This window comes from Winogradskyella litorisediminis (assembly GCF_042675765.1).
Classification (GTDB): Bacteria; Bacteroidota; Bacteroidia; order Flavobacteriales; family Flavobacteriaceae; genus Winogradskyella; species Winogradskyella litorisediminis.
Window position 1 is genome coordinate 460,558 of the sequence record NZ_JBHTJL010000009.1, and the last position, 22,008, is coordinate 482,565.

Here is a 22,008-nt window from a genome sequence, read left to right on the forward strand (position 1 = left end):
GTTTACTTAAACCCGCGCTCTTTCTGTATATGCTCGTAAGCTTCTTGCACTTGCCTAAACTTTTCTTCGGCGCCTTCACGGTGTTCTTCTCCCAAATGACTTAAACGGTCTGGATGGTATTTTTTTGCCATCTTACGGTAGGCACGCTTTACCTCATCGTCAGAAACTGTTTTTTCAATTTCTAAAATCTTATAAGCATTATTAGTGCTATTATAAAACATGGCTTTTATGCTTTCATAATCACGACTACTAATTCCCAAATAACCTGCAATGGTGTAAATCTGTTTAATTTCGTCTTGAGTCACTAATCCATCTGCTTTTGCAATACCAAATAAAAAATGAAGCAATTGTAAACGTGATGCGTGGTCCATCATCTGCTTTATTTGCATACAGACTTGACGTGTAGAAATATTTTGCTTGGTTATACCTTTAAACAAACGAAACGCCATATTTGCACGTTCTTTACCATACATATTGGTAAACTGCTGACGCACAAAATCGAGCTCACGCTGGTCTTGTTTACCGTCCGCTTTTATAACGACTGAAGCTAAAATTAAAAGACTCACTTCAAAATCTCCAGAACGCGTTTGTGGTCGTTGCGTACGTTGTCTTTGGTATGTGGTTCGCTGATGCGGGTTGCGACGCCATTTTTTGCCAGCTTGACGCTCGCCTAAAAGTGGAGACGAATCTGTTGCGTTATCAACAATACTTCCTAGTGCTATGCCAATTATTGCGCCTATTGGTCCGCCAAAAGACCAGCCTATTGCTGCACCTATCCATTTTACAAAACTCATTCGTGTATTCTTATTTTTTTTAAAGGTTAAAGATACTATTGTTAGTTGAAATTTATAGGCTTTTGTTACACTGATGAGCTTAAGTAAATTTGCCTGCGTTAAGGATGGAGCTATTGTTGGAGCTCCTCAAAGAGAGCGACTAGCGAGAGCCTGGTTCTCCTAAGCTTTGTCAACTTTGATAAAATAGCTCAGCTACAAAAGCTTAAAGCTTAGGAGAAAACGCCCAATAAAGAATAGCCTAAATCTATAGTTTCATACAAACTGACTACTGATATCGTATATTATTTGGTGGTATTTTGCTTATCTTTGTATTTTAAAATTGATTCTAAAAAAGAAAAAATATGTATCCACCAGAATTAGTAAAACCAATGCGTGAGGATTTAACCAACGTCGGTTTTGAAGAATTACATACTACAGAAGCTGTTGATAATGCTATAAAAAAAGAAGGTACGACACTTGTGGTTGTAAATTCGGTTTGTGGTTGTGCCGCAGCAAACGCCAGACCAGGCGCACGTATGAGTCTAGAAAACTCAAAACGCCCAACAAATTTAGTAACTGTTTTTGCAGGTGTAGATAGAGAAGCGACGCAGCAAGCAAGAGCGCATATGGTTCCGTTTCCGCCAAGCTCGCCAAGTATGGCATTATTTAAAGATGGCGAATTGGTGCACATGCTAGAGCGTCACCATATTGAAGGTCGTCCTGCAGAGTTAATTGCAGAAAATCTCAAAGACGCTTACAACGAACATTGTTAGAAAAGCAGGAAGTCTGGAGCAAAATGATTAAGTGCTTTTGACTTTTGAAATACGTTTACTGTCATTTTGAGTAGTATTGAAACTTTTAAAGATTGTTTTTAACTACGCTCAAAATGACAGTTTTTTTTTGCCTACTTTTTATATTTTTACGGCATGATGAAACTACTCGCATATCCAATTACAATTATCTACTTTTTCTTTTTTGCGTTATCATTAATTGTGTTTCACCCAATTCAGTGGATTTGTTTTAATATGTTTGGTTATAAAGCACATAAAAAAAGTGTGGACGTGCTTCAATTTTTTTTAATGCGCTGTCTTAATATTTTAGGTACGCGTTTTACGTTTAATAATCCGCATAACATCCCAACAGATAGACCGCTAATTATTGTTGCTAACCATCAAAGTACTTATGATATTCCTCCAATAATTTGGTACATGCGCAAACACCATGTAAAATTTGTTAGCAAAAAAGAATTAGGCAAAGGCATACCAAGCGTATCCTATAATTTACGTCATGGTGGTTCTGTTTTAATTGATAGAAGAAAACCCGTAGAATCTCTTGCCGCAATAAAAACTTTTGCCCATCGTATTGCAAAACATAATTGGGCCGCTGTTATATTTCCTGAGGGCACGCGTAGCCGAACAGGTGCGCCAAAACCTTTTAAAACAAAAGGGTTAAAAACCATGTTTGAAAATACGCCAAATGCATTAATTGCTCCAATTACTATAAACAACTCTTGGAAAACTTTGCGTTATGGAAAATTTCCGATGGGTATAGGTGCACACATAAAATTTAAGGTACATGAGCCTTTAGATTTAAATGATTTTAAAAATCATGACGATTTAATTCAACAACTTGAAACCACCATCACAACCGCAATTATAAAATGATAAATGCATTAATAGAAGCAACAATTACATTTGTAAAAAGCGAGTTAGCAAATGCTGAAGGTGGTCATGATTGGTTTCATATTGAGCGCGTGTATAAAAACACTTTGAATATTGCTAAACATGAAGATGTTGATATAGAAGTTGTATCACTCGCTGCTCTACTTCATGATATTGCAGACCCAAAATTTCATGATGGCGACGAAACTGTTGGCCCAAAAATAGCACGAAAATTTTTGTTTGAACAAAATGTAGATAGTAAGGTCATAGAACATGTTGTTGCAATTATAGAAAACATGTCTTTTAAAAATACATTTGAAGAAGGTGAAAAATTTACATCTAAAGAATTAGAAGTTGTCCAAGATGCCGACCGTTTAGATGCTATTGGTGCCATTGGAATTGCACGTTGTTTTAATTATGGTGGCTTTAAAAATAGAGCGCTTTACAATCCTGAAATTGCTCCAAACTTGAATATGACTAAAGAGGAATATAAAAATTCTTCGGCACCAACCATCAATCATTTTTATGAAAAACTATTGCTTTTAAAAGATAAAATGAATACCAAAACTGGCCAAAAAATAGCTGCTGAACGTCATAGTTACATGGAAAAATTTCTAAAGCAATTTTATGCCGAATGGAATGGCAAATTGTAATATTATTTTATTTCTATTAGACTGGCTTCAGCATTGTTTCTTATAATCAAAAGATGAGGTTTTCCTTTAATCATAATCTCTTTTATATGCTGAACATTACCTTCAATTTTTAAACCACTCTTTGTTGGTTTTACAGCTTCAAAATTAGCATTACCCTTATTGATTAACGTTGCTCCTATTGAAGCGTCATATCTACCATATTCAGCATCTGTTCCGTAGAAATTTCCACCTGTAATAATATCTAAACGTTCGTCGCCATTTAGATCTCTAACAACAGCGTCATTAAGTACGGAAATCTGTGTTTCGTTTGGCAAATCTTGAGACGTAAAACTTTTTCCTCCATTATTTATAAATAGTGTGTGCCGTAAATGATTTGCCTTTAAAACTTTAGCATTATTTAATTCATTAGGTTGAAAAACATCAGTAATTTTTGCATTGGCATATGGTGCATATCGTGTAAAACGCTTTTTTAAAAAGGGCATTTGGTCTAAAATTCTGTCTCGATTATGAAGCGGATAACTAACGCCTTCGTTATATGTAGTTATTACAGGGTCGATACTTCCGTTACCATCAAAATCTTTATAGTACAACTCAACTGGTTGACTTTCTGTAGCCTTAAATATTGTATTAATTCCAAGATTTCCTCCAATAATATCTTTAAAACCATCGTTATTTACATCTGCAATAGTGATTGAATTCCACCAACCTGTTTTGGTCTCTAAACCATATGTCGAGGTAACATTTTTATACTTATTATTTTCCCATTTAAAAACTGATACTGGCATCCATTCACCAGCTACAATTAACTCATTTGTTCCATCATTATCTAAGTCTGCAAACTCGGCATCAGTTATCATTCCAATATCTAAAACTTCCTGAGCCCATTGCGTACTTACATCTTTAAAACTTCCATTTTCATTTTTTAATAAAATACTTTTTGGAGCTAAAGGATACTGACCAGGAACACTTCTAGAGCCAACAAAAATATCTTTTTGTCCATCTCCATCTATATCGTGAATTTTTACTACAGAACCGCTCTCGTAAATATTTGGTAACACATTTCTAATTCTACTAAAATCACCTTTGCCGTTGCCAAAGTACAATCGATCTAGATAGTTTTGTGTATTTGCTTTACTTTCATTTCCGCCAGAAACAACGTACAAATCTAAGTGACTATCTCCATTAGCATCAAAGAAAATAGCATCTGTATCTTCATGAGTTTTGTCGACTTCAAAAGCTAAAATTTCCTTTTCTATAAAAATTCCGCTTTCGGTCTGTAATAATAATTTACCCTTGTAATCTTTAGCACCTCCAAGATATACATCTTCTAATCCATCTCCATTTACGTCTGCAATAGCAACTGCCGGACCTTCTTCGCTTAATTTATGATGCAATAATGGTTCTCTTTTAAAATCTGTAAAATCATTTTCTTTATGAGTAAAATTATTGCTCAATAGTTTTGTGTTGTCTATAAAATATAAGGACTCATTTTCTTCAGCCTTGAAAGTAGAAGTAGGCTTATAATCAATAGTAATTTTTTGATTTAATTTTGGAACTTCAACAACCTGTATTTTTTGGTTTGGCCAAATAATGGTTAAATTTTTAGCTGTTTCTCCTTTAGGAATTCCAAAATGAAGTCTGTGTTGAGAAGAAGATAAAAAGCCGCGCGTTGGACTATAATTTTCAGTTAAAATTGTACCGTTAGACAACTCTAATTTGGCTATTGTACCTATTGGATTTATAGCACTATTGTGACTAAAATTTACTGAAATAAAATTATTGTTGAGTTGTAACTTGCCATTATTCTTCATGATAAATGGTACGTCATTGATATTACTTACAACGACATCGAGATAACCGTCATTATTTAAATCGGCATAAGCAGAACCGTTAGAAAAAGCAGGTTTTCCACTGTTCCAAATTTTAGAAACATCTTTAAAACTATTTTCTCCTTCATTTTTATATAAAACTGAAGGAACCGCAACACTCGGTATTTCTTCAATCCATTGTTTTAGTGTAATTTGTTTAGTATTGAGCTTCTTTTGAAGTTCATCCATTTTATATCTCGAATAGTCGTTATCAGTAACGTCTCTTAAGTAGCCATTTGTAATATGTATGTCCTTAAGTCCATCATTATCAAAATCGGCTAAAAGCACACTCCAACTCCATTCGGTTTGTGCTAAGTTGTCTTTAAATGCAATATTAGAAAACGTATTTGTTCCTGTATTTATTTGTAATGCATTTGCTGTAAACTGTGCTCCAAAACCATACTTTACCATTTTTTCGTACTTATTATAATTTTGTGGCATCATCATCATTTTACGCCTATCGTTTTTTTGTGGTGACATATCTAAAGTCATAATATCAATATTACCATCATTATTTACATCGGCATAATCTGAGCCCATTGAGGAAAAAGAGGTGTTACTAAAATAATTGTACAACTCATCCTTAAACGTATTGTTACCCTGATTTATAAATAACCTATCTGGCATGGCATAATCATTACATACATATATATCTGGCTTAAAATCGTTATTAAAATCTCCTATGACTGCACTCAGTCCAAATGCATCTCCTAAAACACCAGCAGATTTGGATTTATCTATATACTTCCCGTTTTCGTTAACGTAAAAGCGGTCTGTTCTACCTGTATAATCATCTAATTGAGCTACGACTAATTCTCCTTTGTCGTTTTTAGAAACTTTTATTTGATTGGCTTCAAGCATATTATCTGAATGATTTAAAACATACACATCTAAATCATTATCACCATCAGAATCAAAAAAATAAGCTTGTACGGAATATCCTGAATCGTCTAAACCGTATTCTTCAGATTTTTCGGTAAATGTTAAATCTCCATTGTTAATATATAGTCTGTTTTTTCTGAGAACATCATTGTTTACTGCAGATTTACAAACGTAGATATCTAAAAACCCATCGTTATTTACATCGGCCATAGTGACACCTGTTTTATACCCTTTTCCACGTCCGACTTTAGCAGATTCTGTAATATCTTTAAACTTAAAATTACCCTGATTTAAATAAAGTTTATCACTTATTGTATTACCTGTAAAATACAAATCCTCTAAACCATCGTTATTAATATCTCCAATGGCAACTCCACCACCATTATACAAGTAAGCGTATAGTATAAAGTTGAAAGACTCCGTTTCTTCAACAATATTTTTAAAATTTATATTTGTTTGTGAAGGCTCTAGATATGAAAATAACTGAGGACCTTCATATTTAGGTGTTTCTGTTACTGATTTTTGAGATTTTGTAGTTTGGGTTATGGATTCATCTTTGCATGAAAAACATATGAAATAAAAAGCGATAACACTAAAATATTTTATAAACCTCATCTAAATATTATTGTAATTTTTTTAAAATTAAATTGGCGATTTCGCGACCTTGCCTTGCGCCTTCTTCAACACCTTGTTTATAATGTATACCACCATAAAATCGGCTTAAATTTACTTGGTTTGCTGCCTCTCTAAATGATTTAAAACTTCTATCTTCTAAACCAAAACGTAACTGCGTGTTATCAGTAAATGCATAATTATCTCCATAAATTGAAGATAATATCTCTGCTGCAGAAGCCGATGTTGCACTATGTCCGCTTGTATATTCTGGAAACGGTGGCGTTTGCAAAACAGGACTCCAATCAGTATCAATATTTTCTTGAATATAAGTAACTGGCCTTACTAAATCCGTTTTATATTTAACATGCCATGCCGCAATAATTGCATCAAACATAGCCATTGAAGTAAGCGTATAAGCTTTTGTCGTAGTAAAATAATCTGATTTTTCTTTGGTTGATACTTGATTAACAATATTAAGCCAATGACCTGGTGGCGTAAATTTGTGGATGGTTGTTACCATATGTCCTTTATGAACTGTCATGATTGGATTACAATCCCAAAACCAAGCGGTTTTCTCTGTAGCTTCGGTTTTATTTTTTACAGCATTATAGACCTCTATTACCATATTATAAAATTCAGAATTTTTTTCTGTACTATATTCTGGTAAAGGTTTATATCTAAATACATTGGCGCTATCTATAGCCATTGTTCTAATTTTATCCCAATGTGGTTCTAATCCTGTAGCATAATCTGGAGGTGTTTCGCGCCAATTTTCGGGTTTTTTTGTACTTGTAAAACGAGATAATGTTCTTGTATGATTGTAATTATCTTTATCAATCCATAATCCTATATGATTTGAAATACTTAAAGCATAGTCTTCTGAGTTTTTAATAATTGCCTCCGAAAGCCCTAAACGCAAAGATTTAGTTTTTAAACTGTCGGTTAAATCATCAAAAAAATGTTCGGAATAAATAAGTTTTTTTCCAACGTTTGAAAACGCTAACAGCGAAGCTAATTCTGGATTTACGTCTTTAGATTTTGGAAATTTTAAATCAGCTAAACCATTAATTTTTGAGGTAATCTCTACTAAGCTGTCTTTTCTTAAGCTTTGTAATGTAATATAGTGTGCTAAATGTGAGTAAGCATATATTCGGCTAGCAACTGGTGGTGTAAAGGCATCTTCCATTACTGCCTCTAACAAAACTGTATTAGCGTTATTTACATCTGAAGCTTGAAAAATTTGAATATTGGCATCGGTTTCTTTTTCACAAGAGACCAAAAGAAAGAGAATAAATAAGGGTAAAAATCTAAATGTCATGCGTATAAATTCTAAAATAAATATAACCAATAAATCATAATAAACCAGAAGATTATTTTAACCCTATATTTAGTGCTTTTTAAATAAAAAATGCTGTTACTTTTCTTACTAAGCAATAAAATTATAAATTGCCTTTCAATAATATTACCATGCAGCATCAATCTTTAAATATCTTAAAGTTTCTTTTTTCAACATTAAGTATACTATCAGTATTTTTTCTTTCGTATTCTCAAACTGTACTCTTCTCAGATATTTTAGTAAGTGACGTTGGTACTTCTAATAATATTGGCTCTGCAAATACTAGTCGAAACATTGCTGTTGACAATATTGGTAATATTTATATTGCTTTTGCCGGAAGCGAAGGAATTAGAGTGTCAAAAAGTGAAGATAGAGGTGCTAGTTTTCTACCGAGTGTACAAATTAGTAGTTTATCGACATTTGTTGAACCTGAAATTGCCATCAATTCAAATGGAGACATTTTTGTGGCTTGGATAGAAAACAGTGCTGTAACCTTAAGTATTAGTACCGATAGTGGTGTGTCTTTTTCAACACCAAATGCAGTAAGTGCAACTAATGTATTTTCAATAAGCTGCCATATGACAACTTTTGATAGTAACGTTTATATCGTTGACCAATCAGGTGCTAATGTATTTGTAAATAACAACAACGGAAATGGAACTTTTACAACTGTAAATTTACCAACCTATGTGTATGCGGACATACTTACAGATCAAAATGGTGTTGTATTTGCACCTAGAGACAATCCGTCATTAGAATTATACGATAGCACTGATGATGGGCAAATTTTTAATCAAATTCCGCTTACAGGAGATGGTGATGTGTTCTTTTCCAGTTATTCTATAAGTGATGGTCCTTGCGGAACTTTTCTTTTTGTAGCTGGAGAAGGTAGTATTGGTTATAAAATAGACACCTCAACTGGTATTGCAGAACAGATAACCTTTGGTACTAATACAACGGCACAGGGTAGAACATTGTTTTCTGACAATCAAGGTACAATTATAGATGGTTACAGAGATTTTAATAGTAACTTAGTGATGAGTGTTAGTTTTAATCAAGGTGAAGATTTTGAAACCCCAATAGTTATATCTGATGGCGATAGCCATAACATAAGTCGTAATACTACATTTAATGACATTGTTGTTACTTACAGTAAAAATGGTCAAGTGTTTTCTACCATTTATACAGATTTATTAAAAGGAATTGAAATTACTGAACCAAACCCAGCTATAGATACCTGCGCAGGAACGAATTTCAACCTTCCCTTTACCTTAAGCGGAACATTTGCACCTGACACTTTGTTTACAGCGGTTTTAAGTGATGAGTTTGGAAATTTTACAAATGGAACAACAGTTGGCCAAATTACAACCAACACGGATAATAGTATTTCTATTTCGCTCCCAAACAATCTTGAAAATAGTGGTCAATACCGTTTATTAATTGAGTCTATAGCAGATTGTACGCAAAGTGCACCCATTACTATCAGCGTTGGTAATGTACAGATAAACACTATTGATACTATAAGTCAATGTGCAAATGATAATGGTTTGTCGTTTTTTGATTTAGATGCGCTGACACCACAAATCATTGGTTCTCAATCTAATATTGATGTTACTTTTTACCCTACAGAAAATGACGCCAATAATCTAACAAATCAAATAACTACGAGCAGTAACTACGAATCTGCAAGTGGTTTTGTTTGGGCGCGTGGACAGAGTACACAATCAGTTACATGTTTTGGCCTAATTTCTATTGAGTTAGAAGTTTTTGATTTGCCAGCAGTAATTCTTGCCGTAAATTTAGAGCAATGTGATACTGACCAAGATGGAATAACAATCTTTAACCTTAACGAAGCAAATATTTTAATAAGTAATAATTCAACTTACAATTTTTCATACTATACATCTTTGAATAGCGCAGAAACAGAAAATGCAACAGACGAAATATTAAATTTTACCTCGTATGAAAATGTTACACCTTTAAATGATGTTATTTATGCTAGAATAGAAAACGAAAACAACTGTTATAAAATTTCGGAAATAAATTTAGCTGTTGAGGCAACGCAGATTCCTCAAGATTTTCAACTAATCTATGAATCTTGTGATGATACTATTCTAGGGTCAAACACAGATGGAATTAGTAATTTTGATTTTAGTGACGCAACAGCTCAAATTGAAAGTTTATTTGCAAGTGGACAAAATCTTGAAACCACTTATTATTTAAGTGAAAATGATGCGTTACAAGAATTAAATTCAATAACAGATATTACAAATTTTAGAAATCAATTATCTCCAAATTCTCAGACAATTTGGGTTAGGGTAGATAATACTGATATTAACGGCTGTCAAGGCTTAGGACCTCACATTATTTTAAATGTTGATAGTGTTCCAATTAATAATGCAATTGCTCCTTACGAATTGTGTAGCAGCACAGGCGAAGCGGAATTTGATTTAACCTCAAAAAATAACGAGGTAATAGGCACACAGACTAGAACTATAATTGTAAGATATTATACATCGCTTGAAAATGCTGAAAACGATATACCTATTGCTGTACCAACTGCTTTTACAAGTGCAGGACAAACCATTTTTGTGAGAGCTACTTTTGATACAAATGATAATGGCGTCCCAGATGCTGAAGAATGCTTTAATGCTATAGACATGTCTTTTGATTTGGTCGTTTTAGAAAATCCAACAATTTTTTCTCCAACTTCAATCGATATTTGCTCTACAGAAATAAATACCTTATATAACTTAACAATAAGAGAAGATGAAATTACTGGAAACGATGATAGCATATCAATAACTTATTATGAAAATCAGACAGATTTTGAAAATAACACTCCAATTCCAAATCCAGAAAATTATATACATACACAATTAACATCTGATCTAATAGTATTAGCTACGGCAGGTAATAGTTGTTTTTCAATTGAAACCCTAACGCTAAATACCATCATTTTTGACGAATACAACTTTACACCAAACCCTATAGAAGAATGTGAAGTTGATAATGACGGTTTTGATAATTTTGATATTACACGCATAGTTCCTGATATAATGAACTTATTAGACAACAACCCTTCTAATGACCTTGACGCTAACGACTATATATTTACTTACTATGAATTTGAAGCATTAGCATCTGCAAATCCAGAAAACACCTCTGCTGCCATAAATAATCCGCTTTCATTTACAAACAATATACCTGTAAGCCAAAATTTGTACGTAAGAGTCACACCTATTGACCCTTTAAATCAACAGTGTTTTGTTGTTATCCCTTTTGTGATTATTGTGAACCCTGTTCCAGAAATTGCTATAGAAGATAATTACGTTATTTGTTTATCTAATACCGAAATGGTAGTTGATAGTGATACTACGGTATTACCAAATCCCCCAATTGATACCATGTTAAATTCTGCAGAGTATACTTTTCAATGGTACTCTGGTACAGAGCAAGAAACTATAGATAATCCAGCAGAAATTTTAATTTCAGGAGCAACTGGTCCAACATTTAGTCCTGTTCAAGAAGGAAACTATACTATTATAGCAACAAATAACGCAACTGGTTGTACAATTTCTGCTACGACAAATGTTGCTGCATCTTATCCACCTGAAGAAATTTCGATAGAGCTTATTAGCGCTGCATTTTCTGGAAATAACACTTTACAAGCTTCGGTAATTGGTAATGGCGATTATGAATTTAGTTTAGACAATGGACCTTATCAAGCTTCAGGGACTTTTACAAATGTTGCTGGAGGTTTACACGAAATTTTTGTTAGAGATTTATATAATTGTGAAATAATTTCTGTTACAAAAAGTATCATAGACTATCCTCTATATTTTACACCCAATAACGATGGCAACCATGATACTTGGAATATAAAAAGTATTGCAAATCAACCAGATGCCAAGATTTATATTTTTGACCGTTATGGAAAGTTATTAAAACAATTAAGTCCAACTGGAGCAGGTTGGGATGGTACCTACAATGGCAATAATATGCCAACGAGTGATTATTGGTTTTCTGTTGAATATACCGAACCTTTAGATGGAATTAAGCGCGTTTTTAAATCACATTTTACACTAAAACGATAATAAGTTTTAGAATCAACAATCTTTTATATATAAATACTATTTTCCAGGAAAATCTGCCTTTCTTTTTTCTAAAAATGCAGTTGTGCCTTCTTTAAAATCTTCGGTACCAAAACAATTACCAAAAGCCTCAATTTCGGCTTTATAACCATCAACACCATCTTTATAGTTTGCATTAATTGCTCTTATGGCTTCTGCGATTGCAACTGATGAATTTCTCATTATTTTACCAGCTAACTTTTCGGCAAGTGGAATTAACTCTTCAAGTGATGTAACATGATTTACTAAACCATATTCTAGAGCCTGATTAGATTCAATCATACCAGCTGTCATTACCATTTCCATAGCGCGACCTTTACCGACCAATTGCGGTAAACGTTGCGTACCACCGTAACCAGGAATTACGCCCAGTGAAACCTCTGGTAAACCCATTTTTGCGTTTGTACTTGCTACTCTAAAATGACAAGCCATTGCCAGTTCTAGTCCACCACCAAGAGCAAACCCATTAACAGCTGCAATAACTGGCGTACTTAAATTTTCTACAAAATCAAACAATAACTCTTGCCCTTTTGCAGCTAATTTTCCGCCTTCGGCTACGCTAAAATTTGCAAATTCACTTATATCTGCTCCTGCTACAAAAGCTTTTTCGCCACTTCCTGTTAAAATTATAACTTTAGTATCTGCTGATTGGTCTGCTTCAGCAAATGCATCATGCAGTTCTTTTATGGTTTCTCTATTTAATGCGTTTAATTTCTTTGGACGATTAATGGTAATAGTTGTAATACCGTTTGATGATTCTGAAAGTATGTTTTGGTAGCTCATAGTTTGTTATTTATAGACTTAAAAATGAATTAATATAAGTTCAACTTTAAAATTTCTTGACTGCTGCTCAAATTTAAATTAGTTTTATTTCTTAGGAAATGTTACCGTAAAGATAGTGCCTTTTCCAAATTCAGTTGTAAAAGTAATAGAACCATTATAAGTTTCGACTATCTTTTTTACCATAGCCAACCCAAGTCCCATTCCACTGGTTTTTGTGGTAAACTTTGGTTCGAACACCTTTAATTGGTTTTCTTCACTTATACCAACACCATTGTCTTGTACAGTAATGTTTACATTGTTTGTGTCTGTAAATACCCGAACTTCAATTTTAGGATTTTCGGTGTCATCAGGAATGGCCTGGATACTGTTTTTTACCAAATTAGTGACTACTCTAATGAGTTGGGTTCTGTCAAAATTGGCAATTATTTCTTTTTCCTCTGGAAGAAAATGAATGTAATTTTCATTAAAAATATCTAACGCTAGCTTTACCACGTGCACAACATCTAATTCTTCTTTCTGTTGTGCAGGCATTTTTGCGAAGTTGGAGAATGCAGATGCAATAGAACTCATAGTGTCTATTTGCTGTATTAACGTATTGCTATATTCTGAAACCTTTTGCTGAATATTTTCATCATTGGGGTCAAATTTTCTTTGAAAACTTTGAACACTTAATCGCATTGGTGTCAACGGGTTTTTTATCTCGTGGGCAACTTGCTTTGCCATTTCTCGCCAGGCTTGTTCGCGCTCACTTGTTGCCAGCTGCACTGCAGATGCTTCAAGTTCGTCTATCATACTATTATACGATTTTACAAGTGTTTCAATTTCTTCACTAGAAGTCTCTATATCTATTTTTGTGTTGCGTTTTTCTAAACGCGTAGCATTCATTTTATCGCTAATAGTTTTTAGAGAACGTGTTATGTATTTAGAAACAAAATAGGCCATTACAATAGCTGCCAAAATCATAATTAAATAGGCGTAACCGATTCGAGTTAAAAACTCGTTAAGCTCTCTATTAAAAATATCGTCATCTTCTAAATAAGGGATATTTAAAATAGCAATATTCTTAAATTTTTTATCCGTAATGTATGAATAGGAAGACTGAAAAACCTTACCATTAATTTCATTTTTGACAACATGACGGTGTTCGGCCGTACCTGATAATTGATTAAGAACTTCGGCACTTAAACATTGGTTTACCGTATTTTTTTGAAGTGAAGCTTTAGATGATTTTAGCAATTGCCCTTCTAAATCATAAAGGTTAATTTGTAAACCATGTACACTGGCAATATTAAAAATTTCGTCTTTAAAAATAAAAGGTAGTTTTTCTGTGATAACAGGAAAAGAAGTTTCATTAATAACTAAATCTATACTTCTTCGTATTGCAGCTTCTTTGCGCTCTAAACGGTCGTCATGATACTCTCTTGCCTCTTCATTGTATTGATGAATGGTAACCACCGCGATTAATATCGAAGCCAATAATACTAAAAGTATCATAGCAATAAATATGCGCGCGCGAAGAGATAATTTTTTTAAAGCCATGCAGAATTTTAAGTTCTGTTAAATATAGCAATAATCACGCCAACTATGCGTCTGGATTTTTTGCTCTAATGTTTTTATAAATCTTAAAACCAAGCATAATCAAAATCCCTAAAACGACAATTCCTATAACTCCAAACACCCAATTTAGTGCGTTTTTTAATACCACAAGGAAGACTACAGCAAATAAAATGAAGGTGGCACCTTCATTCCAAATACGCATAAAACTCGAAGACTTTTTTACGATATCTTTTTGAAGTTGCTTGTAATACACGTGGGTTTGTATTTGATAAATAATGAGCAATAACACAAAGCCTAGTTTCACTTGCATCCAAGCGTCTGTTAAGTAAAATAGTCTTGACCAAACCAACAAAATACCAAATAAAATTGCTAAAATACTTGAAGGCCACGTGATAATAAACCATAAGCGTTTTGCCATTAGTTTTAATTGCTTTCCTAAGATTTCTTTTTCTGGAGATGGTTTATGAAACGCTTCAATCTGGTAAACAAACAATCTTGGGATATAGAATAAACCTGCAAACCAAGTGACTACAAAAATGATATGTAGTGATTTTATGTAATTGTAATATTCTGCTAAAATGTTTTCCATATGTAATCTTACCTATTTCAGATTTTATATAAGTTCTATTAAATGAAATGCTATTTAATAGTTATTCGTCTTTTATTTTAAGCCATTCTTCATACGTGACCACTCGCTTTTCACTATTGGATTTTGGCTTGCCCGGCAGAATACCAATAAATTCGAGATAATGTCCATTAGGGTCGCAAAAATATATGGAAATAGCTGGCATCCAAACAAAAACCATAGGGCCATTTGTTCCGTCATTTAAAAAATTCCAGTATTCAATATTTCGAGATTTTAAAAAATCGATTGACTCATTTAAAATCCAATCTGGCTCACACTTAAAGGCGAAATGTCTAACATCAATTTGGTCTTTTGGTTTTTCCCAAAGACCAAGCATATACTGCTTGTCATCTCCAATCCAGAAAAAGGAAGTGCGTCTGTCATTATTAAAACGGCATTGTATTAAACCAAGCGTATTCTTATAAAAATCAATAGAGCGTTCAAGATTTTCAACAAATAAATGCGTTTCATAGAGTCCTTTTATCATCTGAATCTTTATTAATCCTCTACGAATAAATAATTCAACTGTTTCGAATTAAAGGCGGCATTAAACGCTTTTACCTCATCGCTCAAAATGGTATTAAAAGCGGATAGCTGCGTTTCAATTTTGCCTGTCAACTCGTTCTTTACCGCAATATCTTGAGCCGTTGGTGCAAAATCGCCCATACGAACTAAAGAATTAAGATGCCCCAATTTATTGGTTAAACGAATTGGGAAATTTAACGGGTCTTGCCCACTTCTATTTTTAGTTTGGTATAATGCTTTTTCAATATCACCTAGTTTTTCTTGAAGTACTTTAGCTTTTTCAACCAAGTCTTTCACATTCTCATCACCTTTGTATTGGCTTTGGAAAGCGCCTAATTGCTTATTGATATTTCTAATCTTTTTAATGGATTTGTGCGCTTCATCCATTGTTGCGTTTACATCTTCAATAAACTTGAATTGTGCTTCCATATCTGCTAAAGTGCTTTCTGCTCTTGGGTCAGCAAGAATTGTGAAAGGCTGCGATAATTCTTCACCATTGACATTTAAACTCACCTTATACTTACCTGGTGTTGCTCTTGGACCTTCTAAACTTGCCCACCATAAAATCATGCCCGGCAAACGTTCTGCTCCATCGTAGGTCATATCCCAAACAAACTGATTTGCACCTTTTTTTACCGTAAGTTTATTCTTCTTGTCTTTGTTAGAATAAGTTTTTATTGTATCACCTTTTTTATCAAAATACGTCAAAGACACTTTATCATCGTCCTTTAAATTTTTCAAATTGAAATACGTAATAACACCATTTGGATGATTGGTGCCTGCTGTTTTGCTTCCTTTACGACTTCCGCCACGCATTCTGTAAGTGTCTTTTGGTTTGAATAATATATTTTTATTCAAATCGGCATTGTACAACTGATGAATAAGCGTTAAATCATCAATCATCCAAAGGCTTCGACCTTGAGTCGCTACAATAAGATTATTGTCTTTTATGGTTAAATCTGTAATTGGTACTATCGGTAAATTCAGCTGAAATGGTTTCCAGTTTTTACCATCATTAAAAGAAATATACATTCCTGTTTCTGTACCTGCATATAGCAATCCTTTTTGTTTTGGGTCTTCGCGAAGCACTCTTGTAAAATGCTCGTTATTGATGCCGTTTGTAATTTTTGTCCAGTTTTTTCCGTAATCAGTTGTTTTGTATAGATATGGTGTAAAATCACCTGTTTTGTATTTTGTTCCTGCGATGTAGCAGGTACCTTCATCAAAAGCACTTGGCTCAATACTATTTATCATCATCCATTCTGGCATTCCTTTTGGCGTGACATTATCCCAGTTTTTTCCACCATCTTTAGACACGTGCACCAATCCATCATCACTTCCAACCCAAAGTAAACCTTCTTTTAATGGCGATTCTTGTGCCGCGAAAATGGTACAATAATATTCTACCGACGTATTATCTTGCGTAATTGGTCCACCTGAAGATTTTAGTTTTTCTGGGTCATTACGTGTTAAATCTGGACTGATAATGTCCCAAGATTGACCTTCATTTTCAGTCACATGTACATGCTGTGAGAAGGTGTACATTCTATTTGGATTATGCTTCGAAAATATAATCGGGAAATTCCACTGAAAACGGTATTTCATACCTTCAGCACCATGACCCATTGGGTTGTCTGGCCAAACATTAATAGCTCTAACTGTTCCTGTTTTATGGTTTAATCGGGTTAAGAAACCGTCATAACTTCCGCCGTAAACAATGTCATTGTCTTCTGGATCAACAGCAATATGTGCCGATTCGCCACCTGCTGTACTTTCCCAGTCATCTTCAGTAATAGCTCTTCCGTCTGTTCTGTGCGGAATTCTAATTGTAGAATTGTCTTGTTGTGCTGCGTAAATTCGGTAAGGAAATGCATTATCCGTAGTCACACGATAAAATTGTGAGGTTGGCTGATTGTAATAGGTGCTCCAAGTTTCGCCACCATCGTAAGTGACTTGCGCGCCTCCATCATCTCCAATAATCATACGATTAGGGTCTTCTGGTGCAATCCATAAATCATGATGGTCACCATGAGGTGCGCGATAATTTCCGAATGTTTTTCCACCATCTGTACTTTTATGATAACTTACATTCAACACATAAACTGTGTTAATGTCTTTGGTATCTGCATAAACACGAGTATAATACCATGCGCGTTGTCTAAGTTTACGTTCACTATTGACTTGCGTCCAGCTTTCGCCACCATCATCACTTCGAAACAAACCACCTTTATCTTTATTTTCTACAATTGCCCAAACACGCTGGTTATTTAATGGCGAAACCGTTACACCAATGATGCCCAAAGTGCCTTCAGGAAAACCTTTCATTTTAGAAATTTCTGTCCAAGTTTCGCCGCTATCGGTACTTTTCCATAATGCTGAACCTTCGCCACCAGAATTTAAACTGTAAGGTGTGCGATTTATTCGCCATGTAGATGCATATAAGTGTCTTGGATTCGTAGGGTCGATAATTAAATCGACAACACCAGCATTTGCATTGGCAAATAAAGTTTTTTTCCATGTTTTTCCACCATCGGTACTTTTGTAAACACCACGCTCCTCGGTAGGTTTGTACAAATTACCCATAACACCTGCATAAACGATATTGTGGTCTGTTGGATGAATAGCAATACGCGGAATATGACGCGATTTTGGTAAACCGGCAGATATCCACGTTTTACCTGCATCAACACTCTTCCACATGCCATAGCCTGAGGACACATTACCACGAACCGTTTTCTCACCACCACCAACATAGATGACATTAGGGTCGCTTTTTGAAACTGCTATTGCGCCAATACTTCCTCCAAAAAAACCATCAGAAATGTTTTCCCATTGGCGACCACCATTCATGGTCTTCCAAATGCCACCACCGGTAGCACCAAAATAATAAAGGTTAGGTTGGTTAGGCACACCAGTTACGGCGGCACTTCTTCCGCCACGGAAAGGTCCGACAAGACGGTATTCTAATCCTGAATAATGGGATTCGTCGAAGTTTTGGGCGTTAAGATTTAATGTGAATAACGATAGCAGAACTGCTACAATAGTGATAGATAATCGCATGGAATTGTAAGTTAGTTTTCGAAATTTAAAAATAAGAATTAAATCGATAAGCTTTTAAGCAATATCTAACTTTAACCTAATCTCGCGACGCAAAAAATAATAAGTTACTATAGTTGAAAGTAAATCTGAAATAGGAAATGCTATCCAAATTCCCAATTCGCCAAAAAACAGTGGCAAAATGTACATTAACGGAATAAAGAAAATTGCTTGACGTGTTAATGTTAATATAAGTGCTGGCAATGCTTTACCGATGGCTTGAAAATAGGCTGCACCTATTAATTGCAGAGCCAAAATAGGAATAGCAGCAAACGCCCATCGCATATTGGTTGGTGTAATGGCCAAAACGTCTGCATCAGTTGTAAACAATTTTGTAATGACTTCAGGAAAAATCATTAGTATTGCAAAAACAATTATAGCCAAAACAGTTGCATATTTTATGGCTGTAAAAATGACCTCTTTTACACGGTTAAACTTTTCGGCTCCATAATTATAACCTGCAATAGGAATAAATCCTTGTGTTATTCCAAAAACTGGAAAGAGCGCAAACATGCTCATACGACCAACAATGGCATAAGCCGTAACCGATGTTTCTCCACCAAAGCCATATAAAGCATTATTGACTAAAAGAAAGGTAACACTTACAACCGCTTGACGAGACAATGTTACAAAACCTAAAGCACCAATTTCTGAAACAATTGGTTTGTCCAACCCAAAATGCGAACGATCTATTTTTAATTCAGAATGTTCAGATAAAAAATACCAGAGAATAAACAAAAATGATACGATATAAGAACCTGTTGTTGCCCAAGCCGCACCTGCCATTCCGTAGTCAAAAATGTTAATGAAAATATAATCGAACAATAAATTTCCGACAGAAGGAATTAACATCGCATACATAGCAAATTTTGGTTTTCCTTCAGCACGGATGACGTTGTTTCCCATCATGACGAATCCTAAAATAGGAACACCGTAAAGTATAATTTCGTAATAAATTTTTGCTGGAGCGAAGATGTTTCCTTTTCCTCCAAAAGCAGGAATCAAAGTATCTACAAAATACAACCCAAAAATCGCAAAGGTTACAGTGAATAAAAAGGTTAGCGTGATTTGATTTCCAAATACCTTTAAGGCTTTTTCGGTATTATTCGCGCCCAAAGCTCTAGAAATTATTGATGAGCCACCAACACCAATGGCCATACCTAAAGCAGCAATAAAAAAAGATACTGGCAACACAACGTTAATGGCTGCAATTGCTGTTGATCCAATCCAATTACCAACAAAAATAGTATCTACAAGAATGTTTAAGGACATCACCAGAATACCAATAGATGCTGGTACGGCTTGCTTTATCAGGAGTTTACCAATAGGTTCATACACTAAGTCTTGTGAAGATACTTTAGCCATTAAACCATGGCATTTTCAGGCGTCTTCGCCCATTCTTCAATAATATTGGTTAACACTTGAGCGAAATCATCACGTTCATTGAGGCATGGAATCACAGTAAATTCTTCTCCGCCGACTTCGTGAAAAATTTCTTCGCCTTCCATAGCTATCTCTTCTAAAGTTTCAAGACAATCACTTACAAAAGCTGGTGTTACAATAGCCATTTTTTTAATGCCTTCTTTTCCCATACGTTCAATCGTTCGGTCTGTGTATGGCTTTAACCATGGGTCAAATCCTAAACGCGATTGAAAGGTTGTGGAATACGTTCCGTTTTTTAAACCTAATTTTTTAGCAACGTTTATAGTAGTGATTTCGCATTGGTGACGGTAACAAAATTCGTGTTGCGGACTTCCTTTTTTGAAACAGCATTTACCATCCATTTTGCAATTACCGTTAGTGACGTCACTTTTACGAATGTGGCGTTCTGGAACACCGTGATAGCTGAATAAGATATGCTCATAATCCAGTCCGTTAAGAACTTCACCTATACTTGCAGAAAGCGCATTAATGTAATCTTCGCGCTTATAAAATGCTGGTGTTCTTGTGATTTTTACTTGTGGGAAATGCTCTGCAACCAACTCATCAATTTTCACATCAATCGTTTCCGTTGTTGCCATGGCAAACTGTGGATATAGCGGAATGGTTTTAATCTCAGTACAACCCTTATCAACTAACTCTTGCAAGCCATTTTTAAGTGTCATACTTCCGTAGCGCATGGCTAAAGCGACAGGATAATCGACTTTGTTCTGCACTTTTTCTTGCAAACGTTCGGACAGTACAATTAATGGCGAACCTTCATCCCACCAGATTTTTTTATAAGCTTTTGCCGAAGCTTTTGGTCGCGTATTTAAAATAATTCCTTTAACCAAAAGTGTACGTGCCCAAAGTGGTACGTCTATGACGCGCTCATCCATTAAAAACTCTCCCAAATAGCGTTTTACGTCTTTAGGATTTGGTGTATCTGGCGAACCGAGATTTACTAATAATATGCCTTTCATATATTAATTTTCTTTTTCAGAATGTAAAGATACGATGCTTTTGGGAAAGGATTTTTGAGTTGAGTATTGTATTTAATTATTGAGCCATATAATTTATCTAACCATTCATCTCCATAATATATTTCTTTGGCGTTGTTCCAAACTTCTTTTTAAACGCTGCGATAAAATGGCTTGCTGTGCTATAACCAACTTTGAGTCCAACCTCGTTAACGTTATAATTGCCAGACTCTAAAAGTTTACGGGCAACTTCCATTTTGTAGTCGAAGAGGAAACCAAAAACCGTATCACCATATATTTGTTTAAAGCCTTCTTTTAGCTTCTTTAAGCTTAAATCTATTTGGTCTGATAATTCTTGTAAAGTTGGTGGCTCAGCCATGTTGGCGATGATAATATCCTTGGCATGTTTTAGTTTGGCAACGTTAGATTCGTCTACCAAAAATGGGCATTGCTCAATATCTGCATCTTCACTTCTATTAAAGAATAAACTTAATAATTCGTAGGCTTTTCCTTTAAAATATAATGGTTTTATAGAGTTGTTTAAATTAAAACTCAACAACTGATTAATTACCACCGCCATTGATGGTGTAATGCTTCCGTCTTTGTAATATTTTTTATCGCGATTGTCTTCGGATAAAAAGGTGACATAAGAGGCATCTTGCGAGAATAATCGGTGAAATTTCTCTAAAGAAATAACTAAAGACACCAACATACAATTGGGTTGCACTTCCAAGTGAATAGGTAAATCGCGTTGTGGATTATAAAGTAAAAGCGATGTGTCTCCGAGAATCGGCAAGCGGTAACTACCTTGATTAAACACAAAAGTAGCCTCTCCTTTTGCACAAAAATGAAACTGAATATAACTACTATCTATCTGGCGTTCTGCAAGTTCAATTGCTTTACTTTCATTTTTATAAATAAGTATAAAAAACCCGTCTTCGAGAAAGACTTCTTCAAAAGTACCTTTAGCGATACTTTTTTCAATTTTATTTTCAATTTTCATTTTTACACTATTTAGATTCGTTCTAAACAAAGTGCTGTAAAAAGCCCTTAATCCCTACAAAAATAAGACATTTTGGCTATTTCATTAAAAAACAACGTT

At 34.5% G+C, this 22,008-nt stretch carries 15 protein-coding genes; 4 read left to right on the forward strand and 11 right to left on the reverse strand.

Features of this window, described 5'->3' with window-relative positions:
• Positions 1–2: 2 nt before the first annotated feature.
• Positions 3–794 carry a TerB family tellurite resistance protein gene (locus ACFQ1Q_RS04365; protein ID WP_386128359.1) on the reverse strand — a complete coding sequence of 264 codons (792 nt, stop codon included), beginning with the start codon at positions 792–794 and terminating at the stop codon, positions 3–5.
• Between the two features lie 341 nt (positions 795–1,135).
• Here ACFQ1Q_RS04365 and ACFQ1Q_RS04370 point away from each other — a divergent pair, with 341 nt between their 5' ends.
• The 3 genes from ACFQ1Q_RS04370 to ACFQ1Q_RS04380 all read left to right on the forward strand — a co-directional run bounded on the left by ACFQ1Q_RS04370 (position 1,136) and on the right by ACFQ1Q_RS04380 (position 3,087).
• Complete coding sequence (locus ACFQ1Q_RS04370; protein WP_386128361.1) at positions 1,136–1,546, forward strand: BrxA/BrxB family bacilliredoxin; 411 nt, start codon at positions 1,136–1,138, stop codon at positions 1,544–1,546.
• 153 nt (positions 1,547–1,699) lie between these two features.
• Complete coding sequence (locus ACFQ1Q_RS04375; protein ID WP_386128363.1) at positions 1,700–2,437, forward strand: lysophospholipid acyltransferase family protein; 738 nt, start codon at positions 1,700–1,702, stop codon at positions 2,435–2,437.
• On the forward strand, positions 2,434–3,087 hold the full coding sequence (locus ACFQ1Q_RS04380; RefSeq protein ID WP_386128365.1) for an HD domain-containing protein: 654 nt from the start codon (positions 2,434–2,436) through the stop codon (positions 3,085–3,087). Before ACFQ1Q_RS04375 ends, ACFQ1Q_RS04380 begins: the two co-directional genes overlap by 4 nt.
• A gap of 2 nt (positions 3,088–3,089) precedes the next feature.
• Here ACFQ1Q_RS04380 and ACFQ1Q_RS04385 read toward each other — a convergent pair whose 3' ends face one another.
• Complete coding sequence (locus tag ACFQ1Q_RS04385) at positions 3,090–6,452, reverse strand: VCBS repeat-containing protein (RefSeq protein WP_386128367.1); 3,363 nt, start codon at positions 6,450–6,452, stop codon at positions 3,090–3,092.
• 7 nt (positions 6,453–6,459) lie between these two features.
• Positions 6,460–7,770, reverse strand: coding sequence for a vanadium-dependent haloperoxidase (locus tag ACFQ1Q_RS04390; RefSeq protein WP_386128370.1), 1,311 nt, complete (start codon positions 7,768–7,770; stop codon positions 6,460–6,462).
• Positions 7,771–7,919: 149 nt separating this feature from the next.
• Here ACFQ1Q_RS04390 and ACFQ1Q_RS04395 point away from each other — a divergent pair, with 149 nt between their 5' ends.
• Positions 7,920–11,885, forward strand: a complete 3,966-nt coding sequence (locus ACFQ1Q_RS04395) for a T9SS type B sorting domain-containing protein (protein WP_386128372.1) — start codon at positions 7,920–7,922, stop codon at positions 11,883–11,885.
• Between the two features lie 36 nt (positions 11,886–11,921).
• Here ACFQ1Q_RS04395 and ACFQ1Q_RS04400 read toward each other — a convergent pair whose 3' ends face one another.
• The 8 genes from ACFQ1Q_RS04400 to ACFQ1Q_RS04435 all read right to left on the reverse strand — a co-directional run bounded on the left by ACFQ1Q_RS04400 (position 11,922) and on the right by ACFQ1Q_RS04435 (position 21,909).
• Positions 11,922–12,704, reverse strand: coding sequence for an enoyl-CoA hydratase/isomerase family protein (locus ACFQ1Q_RS04400; protein WP_386128374.1), 783 nt, complete (start codon positions 12,702–12,704; stop codon positions 11,922–11,924).
• A gap of 84 nt (positions 12,705–12,788) precedes the next feature.
• A complete protein-coding gene (locus ACFQ1Q_RS04405; RefSeq protein WP_386128376.1) occupies positions 12,789–14,243 on the reverse strand; it encodes a sensor histidine kinase in 1,455 nt (484 codons plus the stop codon).
• Between the two features lie 43 nt (positions 14,244–14,286).
• Positions 14,287–14,850: a CopD family protein gene (locus ACFQ1Q_RS04410; protein ID WP_386128378.1), complete on the reverse strand. Its 564-nt coding sequence runs from the start codon at positions 14,848–14,850 to the stop codon at positions 14,287–14,289.
• Between the two features lie 61 nt (positions 14,851–14,911).
• The gene (locus ACFQ1Q_RS04415) at positions 14,912–15,373 is read right to left on the reverse strand and encodes a VOC family protein (protein ID WP_386128380.1); all 462 of its coding nucleotides are present in this window, start codon (positions 15,371–15,373) and stop codon (positions 14,912–14,914) included.
• 11 nt (positions 15,374–15,384) lie between these two features.
• Complete coding sequence (locus ACFQ1Q_RS04420) at positions 15,385–18,471, reverse strand: WD40/YVTN/BNR-like repeat-containing protein (protein WP_386128382.1); 3,087 nt, start codon at positions 18,469–18,471, stop codon at positions 15,385–15,387.
• A gap of 54 nt (positions 18,472–18,525) precedes the next feature.
• A complete protein-coding gene (locus ACFQ1Q_RS04425; protein WP_386128384.1) occupies positions 18,526–19,872 on the reverse strand; it encodes an MATE family efflux transporter in 1,347 nt (448 codons plus the stop codon).
• Entirely contained in the window at positions 19,872–20,909 is a 1,038-nt protein-coding gene (hemH, locus tag ACFQ1Q_RS04430) for a ferrochelatase (RefSeq protein WP_132704765.1), read from the reverse strand. The genes ACFQ1Q_RS04425 and hemH overlap by 1 nt, the downstream gene beginning before the upstream one ends.
• Before the next feature lie 97 nt (positions 20,910–21,006).
• Positions 21,007–21,909, reverse strand: coding sequence for an AraC family transcriptional regulator (locus ACFQ1Q_RS04435; protein ID WP_386128386.1), 903 nt, complete (start codon positions 21,907–21,909; stop codon positions 21,007–21,009).
• Positions 21,910–22,008: the final 99 nt, after the last annotated feature.